The organism is Lysobacter yangpyeongensis (genome assembly GCF_042655745.1).
GTDB classification, from domain to species: domain Bacteria; phylum Pseudomonadota; class Gammaproteobacteria; order Xanthomonadales; family Xanthomonadaceae; genus Agrilutibacter; species Agrilutibacter yangpyeongensis.
The window spans coordinates 108,511-125,476 of the sequence record NZ_JBHSNM010000001.1 but is presented as its reverse complement, the minus strand read 5'-3'; the positions used below and the strand labels follow the sequence as shown (position 1 = coordinate 125,476).

Genomic DNA, 16,966 nt, shown 5'->3' with positions numbered 1-16,966 from the left:
CTCAACACCCAGTTTCCAGGATTCCTGTCGTGGCCAATATCAAGTCCGCCAAGAAGCGCGCCAAGCAGACCGTCGTGCGCAATGCCCGCAACGCCGCTCAGCGTTCGATGCTGCGCACCGCCGTCAAGAAGGTGCTCAAGGCACTCGACGCCAACGACGCCGCCGGCGCCAAGGCCGCCTTCGACGTGGCCCAGCCGATTCTCGACCGCTTCAGCTCGCGCGGCCTGATCCACAAGAACAAGGCTGCCCGCCACAAGAGCCGCCTGACCGCGCGCATCAAGGCGCTGTCGGCTGCCTGATTCGAGGCATTGCATCGTCGGCGCTTCGGGCGCCTGAAAAAGCCCCGCCTGGTGCGGGGCTTTTTTGTTGCCCCGGCGCGACGGGGCAACAGGCGGGAGATCAGGCCTCATCGGACGGATGTTCCGCGCGCCAGGCTGCGTCGTCGGCCGCGTCGTGCTCGGCCTGCTTCAGCTGATCGAAGAAGCCCATCACGTCGAGCATGATCGGCCAGGTGTTCTCGCGGCCGAGCGCGGACACCAGGTACCAGCGGTCCTTCCACCCCAGCTCGTCGATGATGGCCTGCGCGGCTTCCTGCTGCTCTTCCTCCAGCAGCAGGTCGGCCTTGTTGAGCACCAGCCAGCGCGGCTTGCGCAGCAGTTCCGGATCGTGCTTTTCCAGCTCGCGCTCGATCGCTCGGACCTGTTCGGCCGGCGTGATGCCTTCGACGCCACCCTCCATCGGGGCGATGTCCACCAGGTGCAGCAGCAGGCGCGTGCGCTGCAGGTGCTTGAGGAACTGCGTGCCCAGTCCCGCGCCGTCGGCCGCGCCTTCGATCAGGCCAGGAATATCGGCGATGACGAAGCTGCGATGGTGCTCGATGCTGACCACGCCGAGGTTCGGATAGAGCGTGGTGAAGGGGTAGTCCGCCACTTTCGGCGTCGCAGCGGAGACCGCGCGGATGAAGGTGCTCTTGCCGGCGTTGGGGAAGCCGAGCAGGCCGACGTCGGCCAGCAGCTTCAGCTCCAGTTTCAGCACGCGCTCCTCGCCCGGCAGGCCCGGCAACGCCTTGCGCGGCGTGCGGTTGGTCGAGCTCTTGAAGTGCATGTTGCCCAGGCCGCCCTTGCCGCCCTTGGCCACCAGCAGACGCTCGCCATGCCGGGTCAGGTCGCCGATGACTTCATCGGTTTCCACATTCATGACCACGGTGCCCACCGGCACGGTGATGGTCAGGTCGTCGCCGGCCTTGCCGTACATCTGGCGGCCCATGCCGTTCTCGCCGCGCCTGGCCTTGAACTTGGTCTGGTGGCGGAAGTCGACGAGCGTGTTGAGGTTTTCGTCGGCCACCAGCCAGACGCTGCCGCCGTCGCCGCCGTCGCCGCCGTCCGGGCCGCCCAGCGGAATGAACTTCTCGCGGCGGAAACCGACGCAGCCGTTGCCGCCGTCACCTGCGATGACCTGGATTTCGGCTTCGTCGACGAGTTTCATGAGGGAAGGACCAAAGGCGGGAACGGGGAATGAGGAACAGGGAACGGGAGATGCGTAGGGTCTGAATGCCTGCTCCTTCCGGAAGGCTATCGCAGGCTAGTGCGGGCAAATCACGAGGATCGATGATTCCCTGCTCCCCGTTCGCGCTCCACCTTTCCCGCCTTCAAACGAAAAACCCCGCCGAAGCGGGGCCCTTCGTCACATCGATCGCGCCTTACTCGGCGGCGACGATGCTGACCGTGCGGCGCTTCTTCGGGCCCTTGGTCGAGAACTCGACCTTGCCGTCGACCAGCGCGTACAGGGTGTGGTCGCGGCCGAGGCCGACGCCCGAACCCGGGTGGAAGTTGGTACCGCGCTGACGCACGATGATGTTGCCGGCTTCGATGGACTGGCCGCCGTAGATCTTGACGCCCAGGTACTTCGGGTTGGAGTCGCGGCCGTTGCGCGAGGAACCTACGCCCTTTTTGTGTGCCATGGCTGCTTCTCCTGCTTAGCCGGCAATGCCGGTGATTTCGATTTCGGTGTAGTGCTGACGGTGACCCATCTGCTTGCGGTGGTGCTTGCGGCGACGGAACTTCACGATGCGCACCTTGTCGGCGCGGCCGTGGCCGATCACCTTCGCGCTGACCGAAGCGCCCTTGAGCGCGTCGCCGATCTTGATGGTTTCGCCATCGCCGATCATCAGCACGTTGTCGAGCTTGATCTCGCTGCCGGCTTCGGCTTCGAGCAGTTCGACGCGAAGGGTTTCACCCTTCATCACGCGGTATTGCTTACCGCCGGTGAGTACAACTGCATACGACATGACCAGATTCCTCTGTAGTTATTTTGGTCGCCTGCCGCGCCCTCGTGGGCGGACAGAAGCGGAATTCTATAGGTTTCAGGGAGTTAGGGTCAACTGACCCGGAAAGCGGCCGGACACCCGGGCAGCCCTTCCCCGCCGGCCCGGTCGCGGGGGCAGATCCGCCCGCCCCGGAAAGCCGACAAGGCCCGGGAGCGACTGCCGATCAACTCTCTGAACCGTTGGGTCCCGGCCCGTCGCAAATCCTGCGACAGGAGGAAGCCAGACTGGGGAATCCGGCCATTTGCCCCCATCTGGTCCCCTCGCTACGCTCCCCTGTTCGCCCCCGGATCCCCACTCTCAATGGCGCTGGATTTCATCCGCATCCGCGGCGCGCGGACGCACAACCTCAAGAACATCGATCTCGACCTCCCCCGCGAGAAGCTGATCGTCATCACCGGCCTGTCCGGCTCGGGCAAGTCCTCTCTGGCTTTCGACACGATCTACGCCGAAGGCCAGCGGCGCTACGTCGAATCGCTCTCGGCCTACGCGCGCCAGTTCCTCAGCGTGATGGAGAAGCCGGACGTCGACCACATCGAGGGCCTGTCCCCGGCGATCGCCATCGAACAGAAGGCGACCTCGCACAACCCGCGTTCGACCGTCGGCACCATCACCGAGATCTACGACTACCTGCGCCTGCTGTACGCGCGCGTCGGCACCCCGCGCTGCCCGGACCACCACTATCCGCTGGAAGCGCAGACGGTCAGCCAGATGGTCGATCAGGTGCTCACGCTCGACCCCGAGCAACGCTACATGCTGCTCGCCCCGGTCGTGCGCGAACGCAAGGGCGAGCATGCGCAGATCTTCGAGCAGCTGCGCGCGCAGGGTTACGTGCGCGTGCGCGTGGACGGCAACCTTTACGAAATCGACGCGGTGCCGCCGCTGGCACTGCGCCAGAAGCACACGATCGAAGCGGTGATCGACCGCTTCAAGCCGCGCGAGGACATCAAGCAGCGCCTGGCCGAATCCTTCGAGACCGCGCTCAAGCTGGGCGATGGCATGGCGGCGGTGCATTCGCTCGACAAGCCGCCCGGCGCCGATAACGGCAGCGAGCCGCTGCTGTTCTCCTCCAAGTACAGCTGTCCGGTCTGCGATTACTCGCTGCCGGAACTCGAGCCGCGGCTGTTCTCGTTCAACTCGCCGGTCGGCGCCTGCCCGACCTGCGACGGCCTGGGCGTCGCCCAGTTCTTCGATCCGGCGCGCGTGGTCGTGCATCCCGAACTGTCGCTCGCGGCCGGCGCGGTGCGCGGCTGGGACCGCCGCAACGCCTACTACTTCGCCCTGATCCAGTCGCTGGCGAAGCACTACAGGTTCAGCGTCGACACCGCGTGGCAATCGTTGCCGGAGAAGGTGCGTGAAGCGGTGCTGTTCGGCAGCGGCGACGACCTGATCAACTTCACCTACACCAGCGAAAGCGGCACCCGCCACCAGCGCAAGCACCGCTTCGAGGGCATCGTCCCGAACCTGGAGCGCCGCTACAAGGAAACCGAATCGGCTGCGGTGCGCGAGGAACTGGCCAAGTACATCAGCGAGCGTTCCTGCACCGAATGCGGCGGCGCGCGCCTCAACCGCGCCGCGCGCAACGTCTTCGTCGCCGATCGCCCGCTGCCGCAACTGGTGGTGCTGCCCATCGACGAGGCGCTGTCGTTCTTCCGCGCACTCAACCTGCCGGGCTGGCGCGGCGAGATCGCGATCAAGATCGTCAAGGAAATCACCGACCGCCTGCGCTTCCTGGTCGACGTCGGCCTGGATTACCTCACCCTCGAACGCAAGGCCGACTCGCTCTCCGGCGGTGAAGCGCAGCGCATCCGCCTGGCCTCGCAGATCGGCGCGGGCCTGGTCGGCGTGATGTACGTGCTCGACGAGCCGTCGATCGGCCTGCACCAGCGCGACAACGAGCGTCTGCTCGGCACCCTCACCCGCCTGCGCGATCTCGGCAACACGGTGATCGTCGTCGAACACGACGAGGACGCGATCCGCCTCGCCGACCATGTCGTCGACATCGGCCCGGGCGCGGGCGTGCACGGCGGCGAAGTCGTGGCGCAGGGCTCCGTGCCCGACGTGCTCAAGGCGCCGCGTTCGATCACCGGTCAATACCTCAGTGGCAAGAAGCGGATCGAAGTCCCAAAGAAGCGGAACAGGCCCGATCCGAAGGCGACGTTCCATCTGCACGGCGCGAGCGGCAACAACCTCAAGGACGTCGACCTGGCGATTCCGGCCAGCCTGTTCACGTGCATCACCGGCGTGTCGGGCTCGGGCAAGTCGACCCTGATCAACGACACGCTGTACGCGATCGCCGCGAACGAACTCAACGGCGCCTCGCACACGCCCGCGCCCTTCCGGTCGCACGAAAACCTCGACCTGTGGGACAAGGTCGTCGACATCGACCAGTCGCCGATCGGCCGCACCCCGCGCTCGAATCCCGCGACCTACACCGGGCTGTTCACGCCACTGCGCGAACTGTTCGCACAGGTGCCCGAAGCGCGCGCCCGCGGCTATTCGCCGGGCCGCTTCAGCTTCAACGTGCGCGGCGGCCGCTGCGAAGCCTGCCAGGGCGACGGCCTGATCAAGGTCGAGATGCACTTCCTGCCGGACGTGTACGTGCCCTGCGACGTCTGCCACGGCAAGCGCTACAACCGCGAGACGCTGGAGATCCTCTACAAGGGCTACAACATCAACGATGTGCTCGAGATGACCGTCGAGGATGCGCTGAACCTGTTCGAGGCGATCCCGTCGATCTCGCGCAAGCTGGAAACGCTGATGGATGTCGGCCTGAGCTACATCAAACTTGGCCAGAGCGCGACCACGCTGTCGGGCGGCGAGGCGCAGCGCGTGAAGCTGTCGAAGGAACTCTCGCGCCGCGACACCGGCCGCACGCTCTACATCCTCGACGAACCCACCACCGGCCTGCACTTCCACGACATCGAGCACCTGCTCAGCGTGCTGCACAAGCTGCGCGACGACGGCAACACGATCGTTGTGATCGAGCACAACCTCGATGTGATCAAGACCGCGGACTGGGTCATCGACCTCGGCCCCGAGGGCGGCCATCGCGGCGGCACCATCCTCGCCACCGGCACGCCCGAGGACATCGCGATGCTGCCGCACTCGCATACCGGCCGCTTCCTCGCGCCATTGCTGGGCATCACGCCCGGCGAAACCGCGCGCAAGCCGGCGAAGAAGAAATCCGCCGCATGAATGCCGTGACCACCGACAAGCCCGTGCTGTTCCGCATGCCCGTCGCGCTGCGCTGGCGCGACCTGGACGCGTTCAACCACGTCAACAACTCCAACTTCCTTACCTACCTGGAGGAAGCGCGCATCCGCTGGTTCGCCAGCTGGGGCGGCGTGTGGGTCGACGACGCGATGGCGCCGCTGTTGGCGGCGGTACAGCTGAACTACCGGATGCCGATTCCCTATCCGTCGGACGTGGTCGTCGAACTGTTCGCCGATCGCATCGGCAGCAGCAGCGTGACCATCGGTCATCGGATCGTGTCGGAAGACGGCGCAACGCTCTATTGCGACGGCCACGTGGTGGTGGTCTGGATCGATCGCGCCAGCGGCCGGCCGATTCCGTTGCCGGACGCAGTCCGCGAGGCGATGGCGTAACGCGCTTACGGCGCGGGCTTGCGCACTTCCAGCTCGCCGCGCAATACGCCGCCGTCCTTCAGCGCGAACTCGATCACGACGCGGCTGCCTTCCTTCAGCGTCGTGCGCGGCTGCATGAGCATCAGGTGCATGCCGCCCGGCTTGAGCACGGCCGCGTCATCCGGCGCGATGCGCAACTCCGGGAGCGCGCGCATGCGGCTGACGCCATCGACCACGCGGGTTTCGTGCAGCGACACGTCGCCGAACGCCGGACTGCTCGCGCCCACGATGGTGACCGGCTGCGCGCACTTGTTCTCGATGCGGCCGAAGCCGGCCATCATCGGCATCTTCACCGGAGTCAGGCGGATCCAGCCGTCGCGGACCTGGGCCGCGCATTCGCGCGCATCCGCCGGTAGCGCCAGCACCAGGCAAGCGACAAGCAGCGAAGACTGGAGGGAAGCTCGAAACGGGTTCATGCGCCTATGATACCGGCTGCTTCCGGGACGACTTCACGCATGGGCATCGAAATCCTCCGCCACGACGGCGACATCATCGAAATCCGGCTGGCGCGCGCGCCGGTGAATGCACTCGATCCCGACCTTTGCCGCGCCTTGCGCGATGCCCTATCCGACGCAATCGCGCAAGGGGCCGCGGGTCTGGTGCTGTCGGGAAATCCGAAGGTGTTTTCCGCCGGACTCGACGTCCCGCACCTGCTCTCGCTCGGCGAGGACCGGGCAGCGCTGCTCGCGGGGTGGGGTGCGTTCTTCGAAGCGGCCCTCGCCCTCGCCGCTTCGCCGGTGCCGGTGGTCGCGGCGCTCACCGGGCACGCGCCTGCCGGCGGCTGCGTCCTCGCGCTGTGCTGCGATTACCGGGTGATGGCGCGTTCCGGCGATCCGGCGCGGCCGTTCCGCATCGGCCTCAACGAAACCCAGGTGGGCCTCGTCGCACCGGCGGGCATCCAGCAACTCATGGAACGCACCGTGGGCAAGCACCGCGCCGGCGTCCTGCTGGCCACGGGCGAACTCGTCGATGCCGAGCGCGCGCTGGCGATCGGCCTGGTCGACGAAGTGGTCGACGGCGACCAGGTGGTCGCCCGCTCCGTCGCCTGGCTGCAGGCGCTGCTGAAACTGCCGCGCCAGCCGGTGCTGGCAACCCGGGCCATTTCGCGCGCGGACCTCGTCGCCGCGATGCGTCCGGAAAACATCCGGCTGGAGCGCTTCATCGATGCCTGGACCGAACCCGATACCCAGGCCGGCCTGAAAGCGCTGGTCGCGCGCCTGGGCAAGTAACACCAGACAGCCAAGACAAGACAGCGCCGCGGCGGGCTCGCACACCCGCCGCGAACGCACTGCCGCGAAGACTCAGCCCTTCGCGACCGGCCGCGACGGATCCTCGATCCATCCGCTCCAGGATCCGGTGTAGAGCGCAGCCCCTGTAAGCCCGGCGCGCTCCATCGCCAGCAGGTTGTGGCAGGCGGTGACGCCGGACCCGCACATCATGATCGCCTGCACGGGCGCACGCCCGGCCAGCGCCTCGCGGAATTCCGCCGCGAGCTGCACCGGCGGCTTGAAGCGGCCGTCCTCCTGCAGGTTCGTGGCATAGGGCCGGTTGATCGCGCCGGGCACGTGGCCGTGCACGCGATCCATGAAGTCGTTTTCGCCACGGAACCGGTCGGCCGGCCGTGCGTCCATGAGCATCTCGCCTTCGGCCAGCCGCGCCTGCACCTGCTCCGCATCGAGCAGGCGCGAGGCATCGAATTCCCTGGCCGGGTACGTCGTGGCCGTACGCCGTACCAGGTTGCCATCCATCGGCAGACGCAGTCCCTGCCAGCGTGCGAAGCCGCCGTCGAGCACCGCGACCTTTTCGTGGCCCAGCGCGCGCATCAGGAACCAGAAACGCGAGGCCATCGCCCCATCGGCATCGTCGTAGGCGATGAGCTGGTGGTGCGGCTGGATGCCCCAGTGCCCCAGCTTCGCGATGAAGGTGGCCGCATCGGGCCACGGGTGCCGGCCATTGCCGTTGCCGCGCCGGCTCATGTCGGAAAGGTCGCGCTCCAGGTGCGCGTAGACCGCGCCGGGCAAGTGCGACTGCGAGTGGGCGAATTCGCCCGCGCCCGGACTGGCCGACGAGAAGCGGCAATCGACGAGCACCAGGTCGGGACGCTCCAGTGCGACCGCGAGCGTTTCGGCTTGCACCAGCGTATTCCAGGCCATCAGGCGTTCTCCCGTTGCGGACGGCCGATTGTAGGCGCAGCCGCCGCGCCGTCAGTCATTCGCCTGGATTCACTCGTCCAGCGCCGCCAGCCGCTGGCGCAGGTTCGACAGGATCGCGGCGGTGACGCCCCAGATGCGCTGGCCGGGATAGCGGTATTCCAGTACCTGCCGGGTCCGCCCGCGGTGTTCCAGCACCAGGCTGGCGACGTTGGCCGGATCGAGCAGGAATGCCAGCGGCACTTCGAAGACTTCGGCGACTTCGTTGGGATCGGGCCGGGCCGCGTAGTCCCCGACGATGGTCGCGACCACTGGCAGCACACGGAAGCCGGTGATGGTGGTGAAGGCGTCGAGGTAGCCGAGGGGTTCGATCTGCGTCGCTGCGATCCCGACCTCCTCGAAGGTCTCGCGCAATGCGGCCGCTACCGCATCGGTGTCCTCGATTTCGAGCCGGCCGCCGGGAAAACTCACCTGTCCGGCGTGATGACGCAGCGCCTCGGTCCGCCGCGTCAACAACACCTGCATGCCGCCGGTGCGCTGGACCAGGCCGACGAGGACCGCGGCTTCCACCAGCGGCGCGCCTTCGGGCAGCAGGTCGACGATGTCGGCGTGGTTCCAGCCGTCGCCCGTGGGCGCGTCGGCCAGCGGGTGCAGCGCCGCGACGATGCGTGCGAGCGGGACGGCGGCGCCGGTCACCCGCGGCGCGACTCGCGTTCGGGCAACACCCTTTCCATCAGGTGCAGGCGCTCGTCGTCGTTCATCTGCGACCAGCGCGCGATTTCCGCCGTCGTGCGATGGCAACCGTCGCACATGCCGTCTTCGCCCAGGGAGCACACGCCGACGCAGGGACTCAGTACGGCGCGGAAGTAGGTCGTCATCATCACGAGTGTACGGGTTTCGACGCTCCAAACGCATTGCGCCGGCACAGGGCCGGCGCGATGCGGGAAGCGATGCGGAACGCCGGTGGCGTTACTTCACGCTGACCAGCTTGATCTCGAACTGCACCGCCATGTTCGGCGGGAAGCCGCTGGCGGGGTTGTTGCCCATGTACTTCTCCGGCGGCAGGGTAACTTCCCACTTCGAGCCGGCCGGCATCTGCTGCAGCACTTCGCGCATGGCGGCGACTTCGATCTCGCTCACCTTGATGCCCGGGACCTGTCCGGCCGGACGCGCCTGCTGCGGACGGACGCCGAACGGATACGGACCGGCGACTTCGAGCTGCACGGTGCTGGCCATGGTCGGCTTGGCACCGTTGCCGGTTTCGATCACGCGGTACTGCACGCCGCTGGGCAGCGCCTTCACGCCGGCCTTGGCCTTGTTCTGCGCGATGAAGGTGTCGCTCTTGGCCTTGTTGTCGCTCGCGGCCTTGTCCCACTCGGCCTTTGCCTTCTGCGCACGCGCGATCTGGCGATTCTGGAAATTCTTGAACACCGGGGCGAGCTGGTCTTCCGGCACCGCGGTCGGCTTCTTGGCCATCGCATCCTGCAGGCCCTTGGCGACGGCTGCCGGGTCGAGCTGTTCGCCGGCGGCGGCGAGTTCCGCCAGCTTGACGCCGTGGTCATAGCCCAGCGCGTAGCTCAGCTTGCCCTTTTCGGTCGAAGTATCCTGCGCGACAGCGTTGCCGGCGAGGAGCAGGGCCGCGACGGCGGCAGCAATCAGACGCAACTTCATTCGTTGAAAACCTCTTTATGAAAAGAAGGCGGCCTGCGCCGCCCGGCAAACTGATGCCCTTGCGTCGACCTGACCGGTTGACCCCAAGAGCGCGCTAGGATAACGGCGGCAGGGCTTAACCGCCACTGACGCCTCCCCTGTGACCCTCGAGCCCGCGCGGAGTTCCGCGCAGGGCGAAAAAATCCCTACGCCCATGTCCGAATCCACGTCTTCCGCGGCTCCCGTCACCGTCTCCGACCGCGGCGCCATCCGTATCGTCACCATCAACCGGCCGGACAAGCTGAATGCGCTCAACGCCGCGACACTCGATGCGCTGCATGCCGCTTTCGATGCGGCCGCCGCGGATCCGTCGGTACGCGTGGTCGTGCTGACCGGTGCCGGCCCCAAGGCCTTCGTTGCCGGCGCCGACATCGCCGAAATGAATTCGCTCACGCCGGTGCAGGGGCGCGACTTCTCGCTGCGCGGCACCCGCATGATGCGTCGCGTCGAACGCATGCCCAAGCCGGTGATCGCGATGGTCAACGGCTTCGCGCTCGGCGGCGGGCTGGAGCTGGCGATGTGCTGCCATCTGCGCATCGCCGCGGACACCGCGAAGGTGGGGCAGCCGGAAATCAACCTCGGCCTCATTCCGGGCTTCGGCGGCACGCAACGGTTGCTGCGCCTCGCGGGCCGAGCCGCGACGCTGGAACTGTGCCTCACCGGCGCACCGATCGACGCCGCGCGCGCGTTGCAACTGGGCATCGTCAATCGTGTCGTGCCCGCCGCGGAACTCGAGGCCGAGACGATGAAGCTGGCCGAGCAACTCGCCAACGCCGCGCCGCTCGCGCTGCGCGGCATGATCGACTGCATCAACATCGGCGGCGAATGCGGCATCGAGGAAGGCCTCGAATACGAGTCGGCGCAGTTCGGCCTGATGTTCTCGACCCAGGACATGCGCGAAGGTACCTCGGCGTTCCTGGAACGGCGCAAGCCGGAGTTCAAGGGCGCCTGAGCGCGCAACCATCGCGACCGATGAGCGACACCGCCTGCCCCCTCTGCCAGTGCACCGCGCGTTCGCCGCAACACGCGATCGCCGCGGCACTGGCCGTCGACGACCTGGATGCGGCCATCGAAGCGGGACTGCTGGCGTGGGTTCCCTGCGAGACGTGCGCTGACGTCTGCGTCGCCATGGTGGCGTCCGCACGCGATGCCCGCCTGCGGGCACTCGCCGCGCGCGAACGCCATCGCGCCCGCGCAGCGCGACTGGAGCGACGCGCACGCGAACGCGTGGCGGCGCGCACGCCGCCGGCCGCGACGACGCAAAGCGAAGCCGCGATGCCGGCATTGCCTGCGGCTGCCGCGGCGGCCCTCGCCCGCGCCCAGGCGCGCGCGGCGGAACGCCGCAAGTCATGAGCGGCGCAAAAACCGCGGCAAAGAAGACCGCCAGACAGATCTCGAAGAAGGCCGCGACCAGGGCTGCCGGCAAGCCAGCGACGAAGGCGCGCGGCAAGCGCCTGTCGCCGGCGGAGATCGACGAGTTGTTCGCGCGCCTGGCGGAGCTCAACCCGAAACCGACGACCGAACTCGAATACACCACGCCGTACGAACTGCTCGTCGCCGTCACGCTCTCCGCGCAGGCGACCGACGTCGGCGTGAACAAGGCCACGCGCAAGCTGTTCCCTGTCGCCAACACACCCGCGCAAGTTGCTGCGCTTGGCGTGGAGGGACTCAAGCCTTACATCGCCACGATCGGGCTGTTCAACACCAAGGCCGCGAACGTCGTCGCGATGGCGCACCAGCTGCTGGAGAAGCACGGCGGCGAAGTTCCGCGCGATCGCGCCGCACTGGAAGCGTTGCCGGGCGTTGGCCGCAAGACCGCGAACGTCGTGCTCAACACCGCGTTCGGCGAACCCACGATCGCGGTCGACACGCACATCTTCCGGGTCTCCAACCGGACCGGTCTCGCGCCGGGCAAGGACGTGCGCGCCGTCGAAACCGAACTGGAACGCGTGGTTCCACCGCGCTACCGGCACGATGCGCATCACTGGCTGATCCTGCACGGCCGTTACGTATGCAAGGCCCGCAAACCGGATTGCCCACATTGCGCGATCCGGGACATCTGCCGTTATCCGGACAAGACGCCGGGCGAGCCGGTACCGGCGACGCGCTGATCGCCGATCATCCTTCGCGCCACGTGGCGCGCCCACACACACCGACCCGCAGCAGCGGCCCATGGCCGCGACCACGCACCGCACTGCGCGCCGATCACCGATCACCCATCGCGCCCATGGCGTTCCCGCCGACACGGACCCGTAGAGCGGCCCAATGGCCGCGACTGCCGACAGCCCGTCAGCGGATGGTCACCGCGGGGAAATAAGTCAGCACTGTCACATGTACGCAATCTTCACTACTTAGCCTGCGCGGGTCCTCTCCACGCCCTAAGGGCCAAGTCCATGAAACTCTCCCGCAGCACCCTGTCCGTCGCCCTGCTGGCCGCGCTCGTTGCGCCGGCGGCCCACGCCGAGGTCGCGCTCGACGTCATCGGCGGTTCGGAAGTCGCGTTCGAAGGCCTCGTGCAGGCCGACTTCTACGACTTCAACGTCGACGCCATCGACTACGGCGCCGATACGGCGACGGACATGGACGGCCAGGAATCCCTGCAGGAGCTGCGCCGCGCAGAACTCGTGCTCAAGGGCAAGGGCCCCGGCAACATCGAATGGGTGCTCGGTTACGACGCCAAGGACGACAAGTTCCTCGACGCCAACGTGAAGTACAAGTTCGGCAACAACGCCAACCACTTCGTCCAGGTCGGCCAGTTCAAGCAGCCTGGCGCGACGATGGAGGAGTTGTCGTCGACGAAGAACAACGACTTCATCTCCAAGTCGTCGATCACCAATTCGCTGGGCACCGCGCGCCGCGTCGGCGTCCAGTACAACGTCGGCGACGCCAACTGGGGCGTGACCGGCAGCTACTTCGGCCGTGAACTGACCCGCAACCGCGAACACGGCAGTGGCTACGCCCTGCGCGGCTACTTCGCGCCGATCAACGAACAGGGCAACGTCCTGCACTTCGGCGCGTCCTACCTCGACAAGGACACCGACGCCGACACCCTGCGCCTGCGTGCCCGTCCGATGGCCGACATGGTCGGCGCCCGCTTCGTCGATACTGGCAACCTGCGCAACGCCGACCGCGCCAGCGTCATGGGCGCCGAGGGCCTGTGGATCAACGGCCCGTTCAAGCTGCAGGCCGAGTACATGAACATCGACGTCCCGCGCTACGGCGGCTTCGACGACTTCAGCGGCGACGGCTATTACGTCTCGGGCCTGTGGAACGTCACCGGCGAGACCTGGGGCTACAAGTCGGGCACCCCGACCACCGGTCTGCCGGACGATCCGGCCAAGGGCATGTGGCAGCTGGGCCTGCGCTACGACACGATCGACCTGACCGACGGCGGCATCGTCGGCGGCGAGATGGACAGCATCACCACCGGCGTGAACTGGTACTGGCGCTCGAACTTCAAGTTCATGCTGGACTACGTGAAGGTCAGCCAGGAGAAGGGCGCGCTCGAGGACAACCCCGACGTGATCGAAGCCCGCATGCAGTTCTACTGGTAAGCGGATTCCTCCTCTCCGGAATCCCTGGGGCGCGGCTCGCACCGCGCCCCATTCTTTTGCGCGCGTTTCCGCGTCGCGCGAAGCACGACCGCGCCCACGCCGGCGACCACTGTCACCGGGCTGCAACATTCGTGACGCGGCCCTGTCATCGAACCGTTATGGAATGCAGCACGGAGCGGGCGCTGCCCGCCATTTCTCCCCAGGAGCCCATCCGTGAGTAAGTCCTTCAAGTTCCGTCTCGCCGCGCTGGCGGTTGCGACCACCTTCGCCGCCAACGCCTTCGCCGCCGATGTCACCGGCGCCGGCGCCTCGTTCGTCTACCCCATCATGTCGAAGTGGTCGGCCGAGTACGCCAGGACCACCGGCAAGAAGGTCAACTACCAGTCGATCGGTTCGGGCGGCGGCATCGCCCAGATCAAGGCCGGCACCGTGGACTTCGGCGCGTCCGATGCGCCGCTCAAGCCCGACGAACTCGCGAAGTTCGGTCTCGCCCAGTTTCCCTCGGTGATCGGCGGCGTGGTGCCGGTGATCAATGTCCCGGGCGTGGCCTCGGGCGCGATGAAGCTCGATGGCGAAACCCTCGCCAACATCTTCCTCGGCAAGATCAGCAAGTGGAACGATCCGGCGATCGTCGCCCTCAACAGCGGCCTGCAGCTGCCCGACGCGAAGATCACCGTCGTGCATCGCTCGGACGGTTCGGGCACCACCTTCAACTTCGTCAACTTCCTCTCCAAGGTCAGCCCGGAGTGGAAGTCCTCGGTCGGCGAAGGCACGGCCGTGAAGTGGCCGACCGGCATCGGCGGCAAGGGTAACGAAGGCGTCGCCGCCTACGTGAAGCAGATCAAGGGCGGCATCGGCTACGTCGAGCTGTCGTATGCGCTGCAGAACCGGATGGCCTACTCGCGCATGAAGAATGCCGCCGGCAACTTCGTGCTGCCGTCCGACGAAACCTTCGCCGCCGCCGCCGCGAACGCCGACTGGGCGAACGCGAAGGACTTCTACCTGGTGATGACCAATGCGCCGGGCGAGAAGTCCTGGCCGATCACCGCCACCAACTTCATCCTGATGTACAAGCAGCCGAAGAACGCCGCCGGCGCGAAGAACGCCAGGGATTTCTTTACCTGGGCCTACGCGAGCGGCGATGCCCAGGCCAAGTCGCTGGACTACGTGCCGTTGCCGGACTCGCTGGTGCAGCAGGTGGAGGCCTACTGGGCGGAGAACCTGATGTTTTGATCCGATTTTTTCTCGTCATGCCCGCGATGGCGGGAATCCAGCGACTTTGCTTATGACTTGCCGCCGTGAGCCAAGCAAAACGATCAACCGCAAAGAACAAAGACACTGGATTCCCGCTTTCGCGGGAATGACGAAGGTGCGAGGGCTGGGCTCCAACCTGCGTGGACGTGATCTGGAAGCAAAGGCACTGGATTCCCGCTTGACCAGCCTTCGGCTGCGATGAAGCGCCTCGCGGGAATGACGAAGATCCGAGGGGCTTGGCTCCAACCTGCGTGGACGTGATCTAGAAGCAAAGCCACTGGATTCCCGCTTGACCAGCCTTCGGCTGCGATGAAGCGCCTCGCGGGAATGACGAAGATGCGAGGGGCTGGGCTCCAACCTGCGTGGACGTGATCTAAAAGCAAAGGCACTGGATTCCCGCTTGACCAGCCTTCGGCTGTGATGAAGCGCCTCGCGGGAATGACGAACAGAGAATCCGGCAACGCACAGCCTCCCAAAGCACGCATGCACACGACACTCCCCATCCACACCCGCCGCGACGCCATCGACGCGCGCAACGACAAGTTGTTCCGCTGGCTGCTGACCGGCACCGCGCTGTTCGTTCTCGTGGCACTGGCGGGCGCCGCGCTGTCGATGCTGTGGGGTGGCCGCACCGCGTTGCAGGTGCAGGGGCTGAGCTTCTTCTTCTCCAGCGACTGGAATCCGGTCGAGGACAAGTACGGCGCGCTGGTACCCATCTACGGCACGGTGGTCACCGCGATCATCGCCATGCTGATCGCGGTGCCGGTGAGCTTCGGCATCGCCTTCTTCCTCACCGAAGTCGCGCCGCGCTGGCTGCGCGGCCCGGTCAGTTCGGCGATCGAATTGCTGGCTGGCGTGCCGTCGATCATCTACGGCATGTGGGGTTTCTTCGTGTTGATGCCGGTGATGCGCGAAACGATCGTGCCCTGGCTCAACGACCACGTCGGCACCTGGCCGGTGATCGGGCCGCTGTTCCAGGGCCCGCCGATCGGGGCCGGCATGCTCACCTCGGGCGTCGTGCTGTCGATCATGGTGATTCCCTTCATCTCGTCGGTGATGCGCGAGGTTTTCCTCACCGTGCCCACACGCCTGAAGGAATCGGCCTATGCGCTGGGCTCGACGAAGTGGGAAGTGAGCTGGGACATCGTGCTGCCCTACACCCGCTCGGCGGTGATCGGCGGCGTGTTCCTCGGTCTCGGCCGCGCGCTGGGCGAGACCATGGCCGTGGCCTTCGTGATCGGCAACAGCGTCGGCTTCACCAAATCGCTGCTCGAACCGAGCACCACCATCGCCGCGCTGATCGCCAACGATTTCGGCGAGGCGACCGAGACCTACCGGTCGGCCCTGCTGCTGCTCGGCTTCGTCCTGTTCATCGTCACCTTCGTCGTGCTCGCCATCGCCCGTCTCATGCTGCTGCAGCTGTCCCGAAGGGAGGGCAACTGATGAGCGTCGCGACCCGCACCCGCGTTTCCACCGGGCTTTACCTGCGCCGCCGCATCGCCAACGCCATCGCCATCGGCCTGGCCACCGTCGCCGCGCTGTTCGGCCTGTGCTTCCTCGGCTGGATCCTTTGGACACTGGTGTCCAAGGGCCTGGGGGGCGTGAACTGGGCATTGTTCACCCAGAACCAGCCGCCGCCGCTGGAAGAAGGCGGCCTGAAGAACGCGTTCTTCGGCAGCATCGTGATGTGCGCATTGGGCATCCTGATCGGAACGCCGCTGGGCATCGCGGCCGGCACCTGGCTGGCCGAGTACGGCAACAACCGCAAACTCGGCACCGCGGTGCGCTTCGTCAACGACATCCTGCTGTCGGCCCCGTCGATCGTGCTGGGCCTGTTCGTCTATGCCGTGTTCGTGATGCAGACCGGCGGCCGCTTCTCGGCGATCGCGGGCGCGATCGCGCTGGCGTTCATCGTGCTGCCGGTCGTCGTGCGCACCACGGACGAGATGCTGCGCCTGGTGCCGGCGCAGATGCGCGAAGCCGCGCTCTCGCTGGGCGTGCCGCAGTGGAAGGTGACCATGCAGGTCCTGTACCGCAGCGCCTCAGCCGGCATCGTCACCGGTATCCTGCTCGCGCTGGCCCGCATCTCCGGCGAAACCGCGCCGCTGTTGTTCACCGCGTTCGGCAACGAGTTCTGGAGCACCGACCTGTCCGGGGCAATGGCCGCGGTGCCGCTGGTCATGTACAAGTTCGCCGGCAGCGGCTTCGCCAACTGGGAAGCGATCGCCTGGGCCGGCGCGCTGGTACTGACGCTGTTCGTGCTCGCCGTCAGCCTGCTCGCGCGCACCTTCCTGCTGCGCAACAAGATCACCCATGACTAGGCCGCGC

General features: G+C 66.7%; 17 protein-coding genes and 1 pseudogene. 11 read left to right on the top strand and 7 right to left on the bottom strand.

Going from position 1 to position 16,966, the window contains the following annotated elements; genetic code table 11:
* Positions 1–29 precede the first annotated feature (29 nt).
* On the top strand, positions 30–299 hold the full coding sequence (gene rpsT / locus ACFPN1_RS00495; RefSeq protein WP_386752061.1) for a 30S ribosomal protein S20: 270 nt from the start codon (positions 30–32) through the stop codon (positions 297–299).
* Positions 300–399: 100 nt separating this feature from the next.
* Here rpsT and obgE read toward each other — a convergent pair whose 3' ends face one another.
* The 3 genes from obgE to rplU form a co-directional block, all read right to left on the bottom strand.
* Positions 400–1,485: a GTPase ObgE gene (gene obgE / locus ACFPN1_RS00490; protein WP_386752059.1), complete on the bottom strand. Its 1,086-nt coding sequence runs from the start codon at positions 1,483–1,485 to the stop codon at positions 400–402.
* A 214-nt stretch (positions 1,486–1,699) separates the two neighbouring features.
* On the bottom strand, positions 1,700–1,960 hold the full coding sequence (gene rpmA / locus ACFPN1_RS00485) for a 50S ribosomal protein L27 (RefSeq protein ID WP_386752057.1): 261 nt from the start codon (positions 1,958–1,960) through the stop codon (positions 1,700–1,702).
* A 15-nt stretch (positions 1,961–1,975) separates the two neighbouring features.
* Positions 1,976–2,287 (bottom strand): 50S ribosomal protein L21, encoded by a 312-nt coding sequence (gene rplU / locus ACFPN1_RS00480; RefSeq protein ID WP_386752056.1) that lies wholly within the window; start codon positions 2,285–2,287, stop codon positions 1,976–1,978.
* Between the two features lie 339 nt (positions 2,288–2,626).
* Between rplU and uvrA the strand changes: the two genes are divergently transcribed.
* Together uvrA and ACFPN1_RS00470 are read left to right on the top strand one after the other, a co-directional pair.
* The gene (uvrA, locus tag ACFPN1_RS00475) at positions 2,627–5,521 is read left to right on the top strand and encodes an excinuclease ABC subunit UvrA (protein ID WP_386752054.1); all 2,895 of its coding nucleotides are present in this window, start codon (positions 2,627–2,629) and stop codon (positions 5,519–5,521) included.
* Between the two features lie 5 nt (positions 5,522–5,526).
* Complete coding sequence (locus ACFPN1_RS00470) at positions 5,527–5,931, top strand: acyl-CoA thioesterase (protein ID WP_386753991.1); 405 nt, start codon at positions 5,527–5,529, stop codon at positions 5,929–5,931.
* 5 nt (positions 5,932–5,936) lie between these two features.
* On the opposite strand, the gene ACFPN1_RS00465 is transcribed toward ACFPN1_RS00470, so the two are convergent.
* Positions 5,937–6,386, bottom strand: a complete 450-nt coding sequence (locus ACFPN1_RS00465; protein WP_386752052.1) for a copper chaperone PCu(A)C — start codon at positions 6,384–6,386, stop codon at positions 5,937–5,939.
* Positions 6,387–6,425: 39 nt separating this feature from the next.
* Between ACFPN1_RS00465 and ACFPN1_RS00460 the strand changes: the two genes are divergently transcribed.
* Positions 6,426–7,199, top strand: coding sequence for an enoyl-CoA hydratase/isomerase family protein (locus tag ACFPN1_RS00460; protein ID WP_386752050.1), 774 nt, complete (start codon positions 6,426–6,428; stop codon positions 7,197–7,199).
* A 72-nt stretch (positions 7,200–7,271) separates the two neighbouring features.
* Here ACFPN1_RS00460 and ACFPN1_RS00455 read toward each other — a convergent pair whose 3' ends face one another.
* The 3 genes and pseudogenes from ACFPN1_RS00455 to ACFPN1_RS00445 all read right to left on the bottom strand — a co-directional run bounded on the left by ACFPN1_RS00455 (position 7,272) and on the right by ACFPN1_RS00445 (position 9,791).
* Complete coding sequence (locus ACFPN1_RS00455) at positions 7,272–8,123, bottom strand: sulfurtransferase (RefSeq protein WP_386752048.1); 852 nt, start codon at positions 8,121–8,123, stop codon at positions 7,272–7,274.
* 69 nt (positions 8,124–8,192) lie between these two features.
* Positions 8,193–8,998 (bottom strand): annotated as a pseudogene (locus ACFPN1_RS00450) (CoA pyrophosphatase).
* Between the two features lie 91 nt (positions 8,999–9,089).
* Complete coding sequence (locus ACFPN1_RS00445) at positions 9,090–9,791, bottom strand: FKBP-type peptidyl-prolyl cis-trans isomerase N-terminal domain-containing protein (protein ID WP_386752046.1); 702 nt, start codon at positions 9,789–9,791, stop codon at positions 9,090–9,092.
* A gap of 193 nt (positions 9,792–9,984) precedes the next feature.
* On the opposite strand from ACFPN1_RS00445, the gene ACFPN1_RS00440 reads away from it, so the two are divergent.
* From ACFPN1_RS00440 to pstA, 7 genes are all read left to right on the top strand, one after another.
* Complete coding sequence (locus ACFPN1_RS00440) at positions 9,985–10,782, top strand: enoyl-CoA hydratase/isomerase family protein (protein ID WP_386752044.1); 798 nt, start codon at positions 9,985–9,987, stop codon at positions 10,780–10,782.
* Between the two features lie 20 nt (positions 10,783–10,802).
* Entirely contained in the window at positions 10,803–11,183 is a 381-nt protein-coding gene (locus ACFPN1_RS00435) for a hypothetical protein (protein ID WP_386752042.1), read from the top strand.
* Positions 11,180–11,941 carry an endonuclease III gene (gene nth / locus ACFPN1_RS00430; protein ID WP_386752040.1) on the top strand — a complete coding sequence of 254 codons (762 nt, stop codon included), beginning with the start codon at positions 11,180–11,182 and terminating at the stop codon, positions 11,939–11,941. Before ACFPN1_RS00435 ends, nth begins: the two co-directional genes overlap by 4 nt.
* 282 nt (positions 11,942–12,223) lie before the next feature.
* Positions 12,224–13,384: an OprO/OprP family phosphate-selective porin gene (locus tag ACFPN1_RS00425; protein WP_386752038.1), complete on the top strand. Its 1,161-nt coding sequence runs from the start codon at positions 12,224–12,226 to the stop codon at positions 13,382–13,384.
* A 213-nt stretch (positions 13,385–13,597) separates the two neighbouring features.
* Positions 13,598–14,617: a phosphate ABC transporter substrate-binding protein PstS gene (pstS, locus tag ACFPN1_RS00420; RefSeq protein ID WP_386752036.1), complete on the top strand. Its 1,020-nt coding sequence runs from the start codon at positions 13,598–13,600 to the stop codon at positions 14,615–14,617.
* Between the two features lie 504 nt (positions 14,618–15,121).
* Positions 15,122–16,081 (top strand): phosphate ABC transporter permease subunit PstC, encoded by a 960-nt coding sequence (pstC, locus tag ACFPN1_RS00415; protein ID WP_386752034.1) that lies wholly within the window; start codon positions 15,122–15,124, stop codon positions 16,079–16,081.
* Positions 16,081–16,959, top strand: coding sequence for a phosphate ABC transporter permease PstA (gene pstA, locus ACFPN1_RS00410; RefSeq protein WP_386752032.1), 879 nt, complete (start codon positions 16,081–16,083; stop codon positions 16,957–16,959). The genes pstC and pstA overlap by 1 nt, the downstream gene beginning before the upstream one ends.
* Positions 16,960–16,966 lie beyond the last annotated feature (7 nt).

Bases quoted from the DNA above. Each gene is read 5' to 3' on its own strand.
- obgE (WP_386752059.1), bottom strand. From the start codon at position 1,485: ATGAAACTCGTCGACGAAGCCGAAATCCAGGTCATCGCAGGTGACGGC.
- rpmA (WP_386752057.1), bottom strand. From the start codon at position 1,960: ATGGCACACAAAAAGGGCGTAGGTTCCTCGCGCAACGGCCGCGACTCC.
- rplU (WP_386752056.1), bottom strand. From the start codon at position 2,287: ATGTCGTATGCAGTTGTACTCACCGGCGGTAAGCAATACCGCGTGATG.
- uvrA (WP_386752054.1), top strand. From the start codon at position 2,627: ATGGCGCTGGATTTCATCCGCATCCGCGGCGCGCGGACGCACAACCTC.
- ACFPN1_RS00465 (WP_386752052.1), bottom strand. From the start codon at position 6,386: ATGAACCCGTTTCGAGCTTCCCTCCAGTCTTCGCTGCTTGTCGCTTGC.
- ACFPN1_RS00460 (WP_386752050.1), top strand. From the start codon at position 6,426: ATGGGCATCGAAATCCTCCGCCACGACGGCGACATCATCGAAATCCGG.
- ACFPN1_RS00455 (WP_386752048.1), bottom strand. From the start codon at position 8,123: ATGGCCTGGAATACGCTGGTGCAAGCCGAAACGCTCGCGGTCGCACTG.
- ACFPN1_RS00445 (WP_386752046.1), bottom strand. From the start codon at position 9,791: ATGAAGTTGCGTCTGATTGCTGCCGCCGTCGCGGCCCTGCTCCTCGCC.
- ACFPN1_RS00440 (WP_386752044.1), top strand. From the start codon at position 9,985: ATGTCCGAATCCACGTCTTCCGCGGCTCCCGTCACCGTCTCCGACCGC.
- ACFPN1_RS00435 (WP_386752042.1), top strand. From the start codon at position 10,803: ATGAGCGACACCGCCTGCCCCCTCTGCCAGTGCACCGCGCGTTCGCCG.
- nth (WP_386752040.1), top strand. From the start codon at position 11,180: ATGAGCGGCGCAAAAACCGCGGCAAAGAAGACCGCCAGACAGATCTCG.
- ACFPN1_RS00425 (WP_386752038.1), top strand. From the start codon at position 12,224: ATGAAACTCTCCCGCAGCACCCTGTCCGTCGCCCTGCTGGCCGCGCTC.
- pstC (WP_386752034.1), top strand. From the start codon at position 15,122: ATGCACACGACACTCCCCATCCACACCCGCCGCGACGCCATCGACGCG.
- pstA (WP_386752032.1), top strand. From the start codon at position 16,081: ATGAGCGTCGCGACCCGCACCCGCGTTTCCACCGGGCTTTACCTGCGC.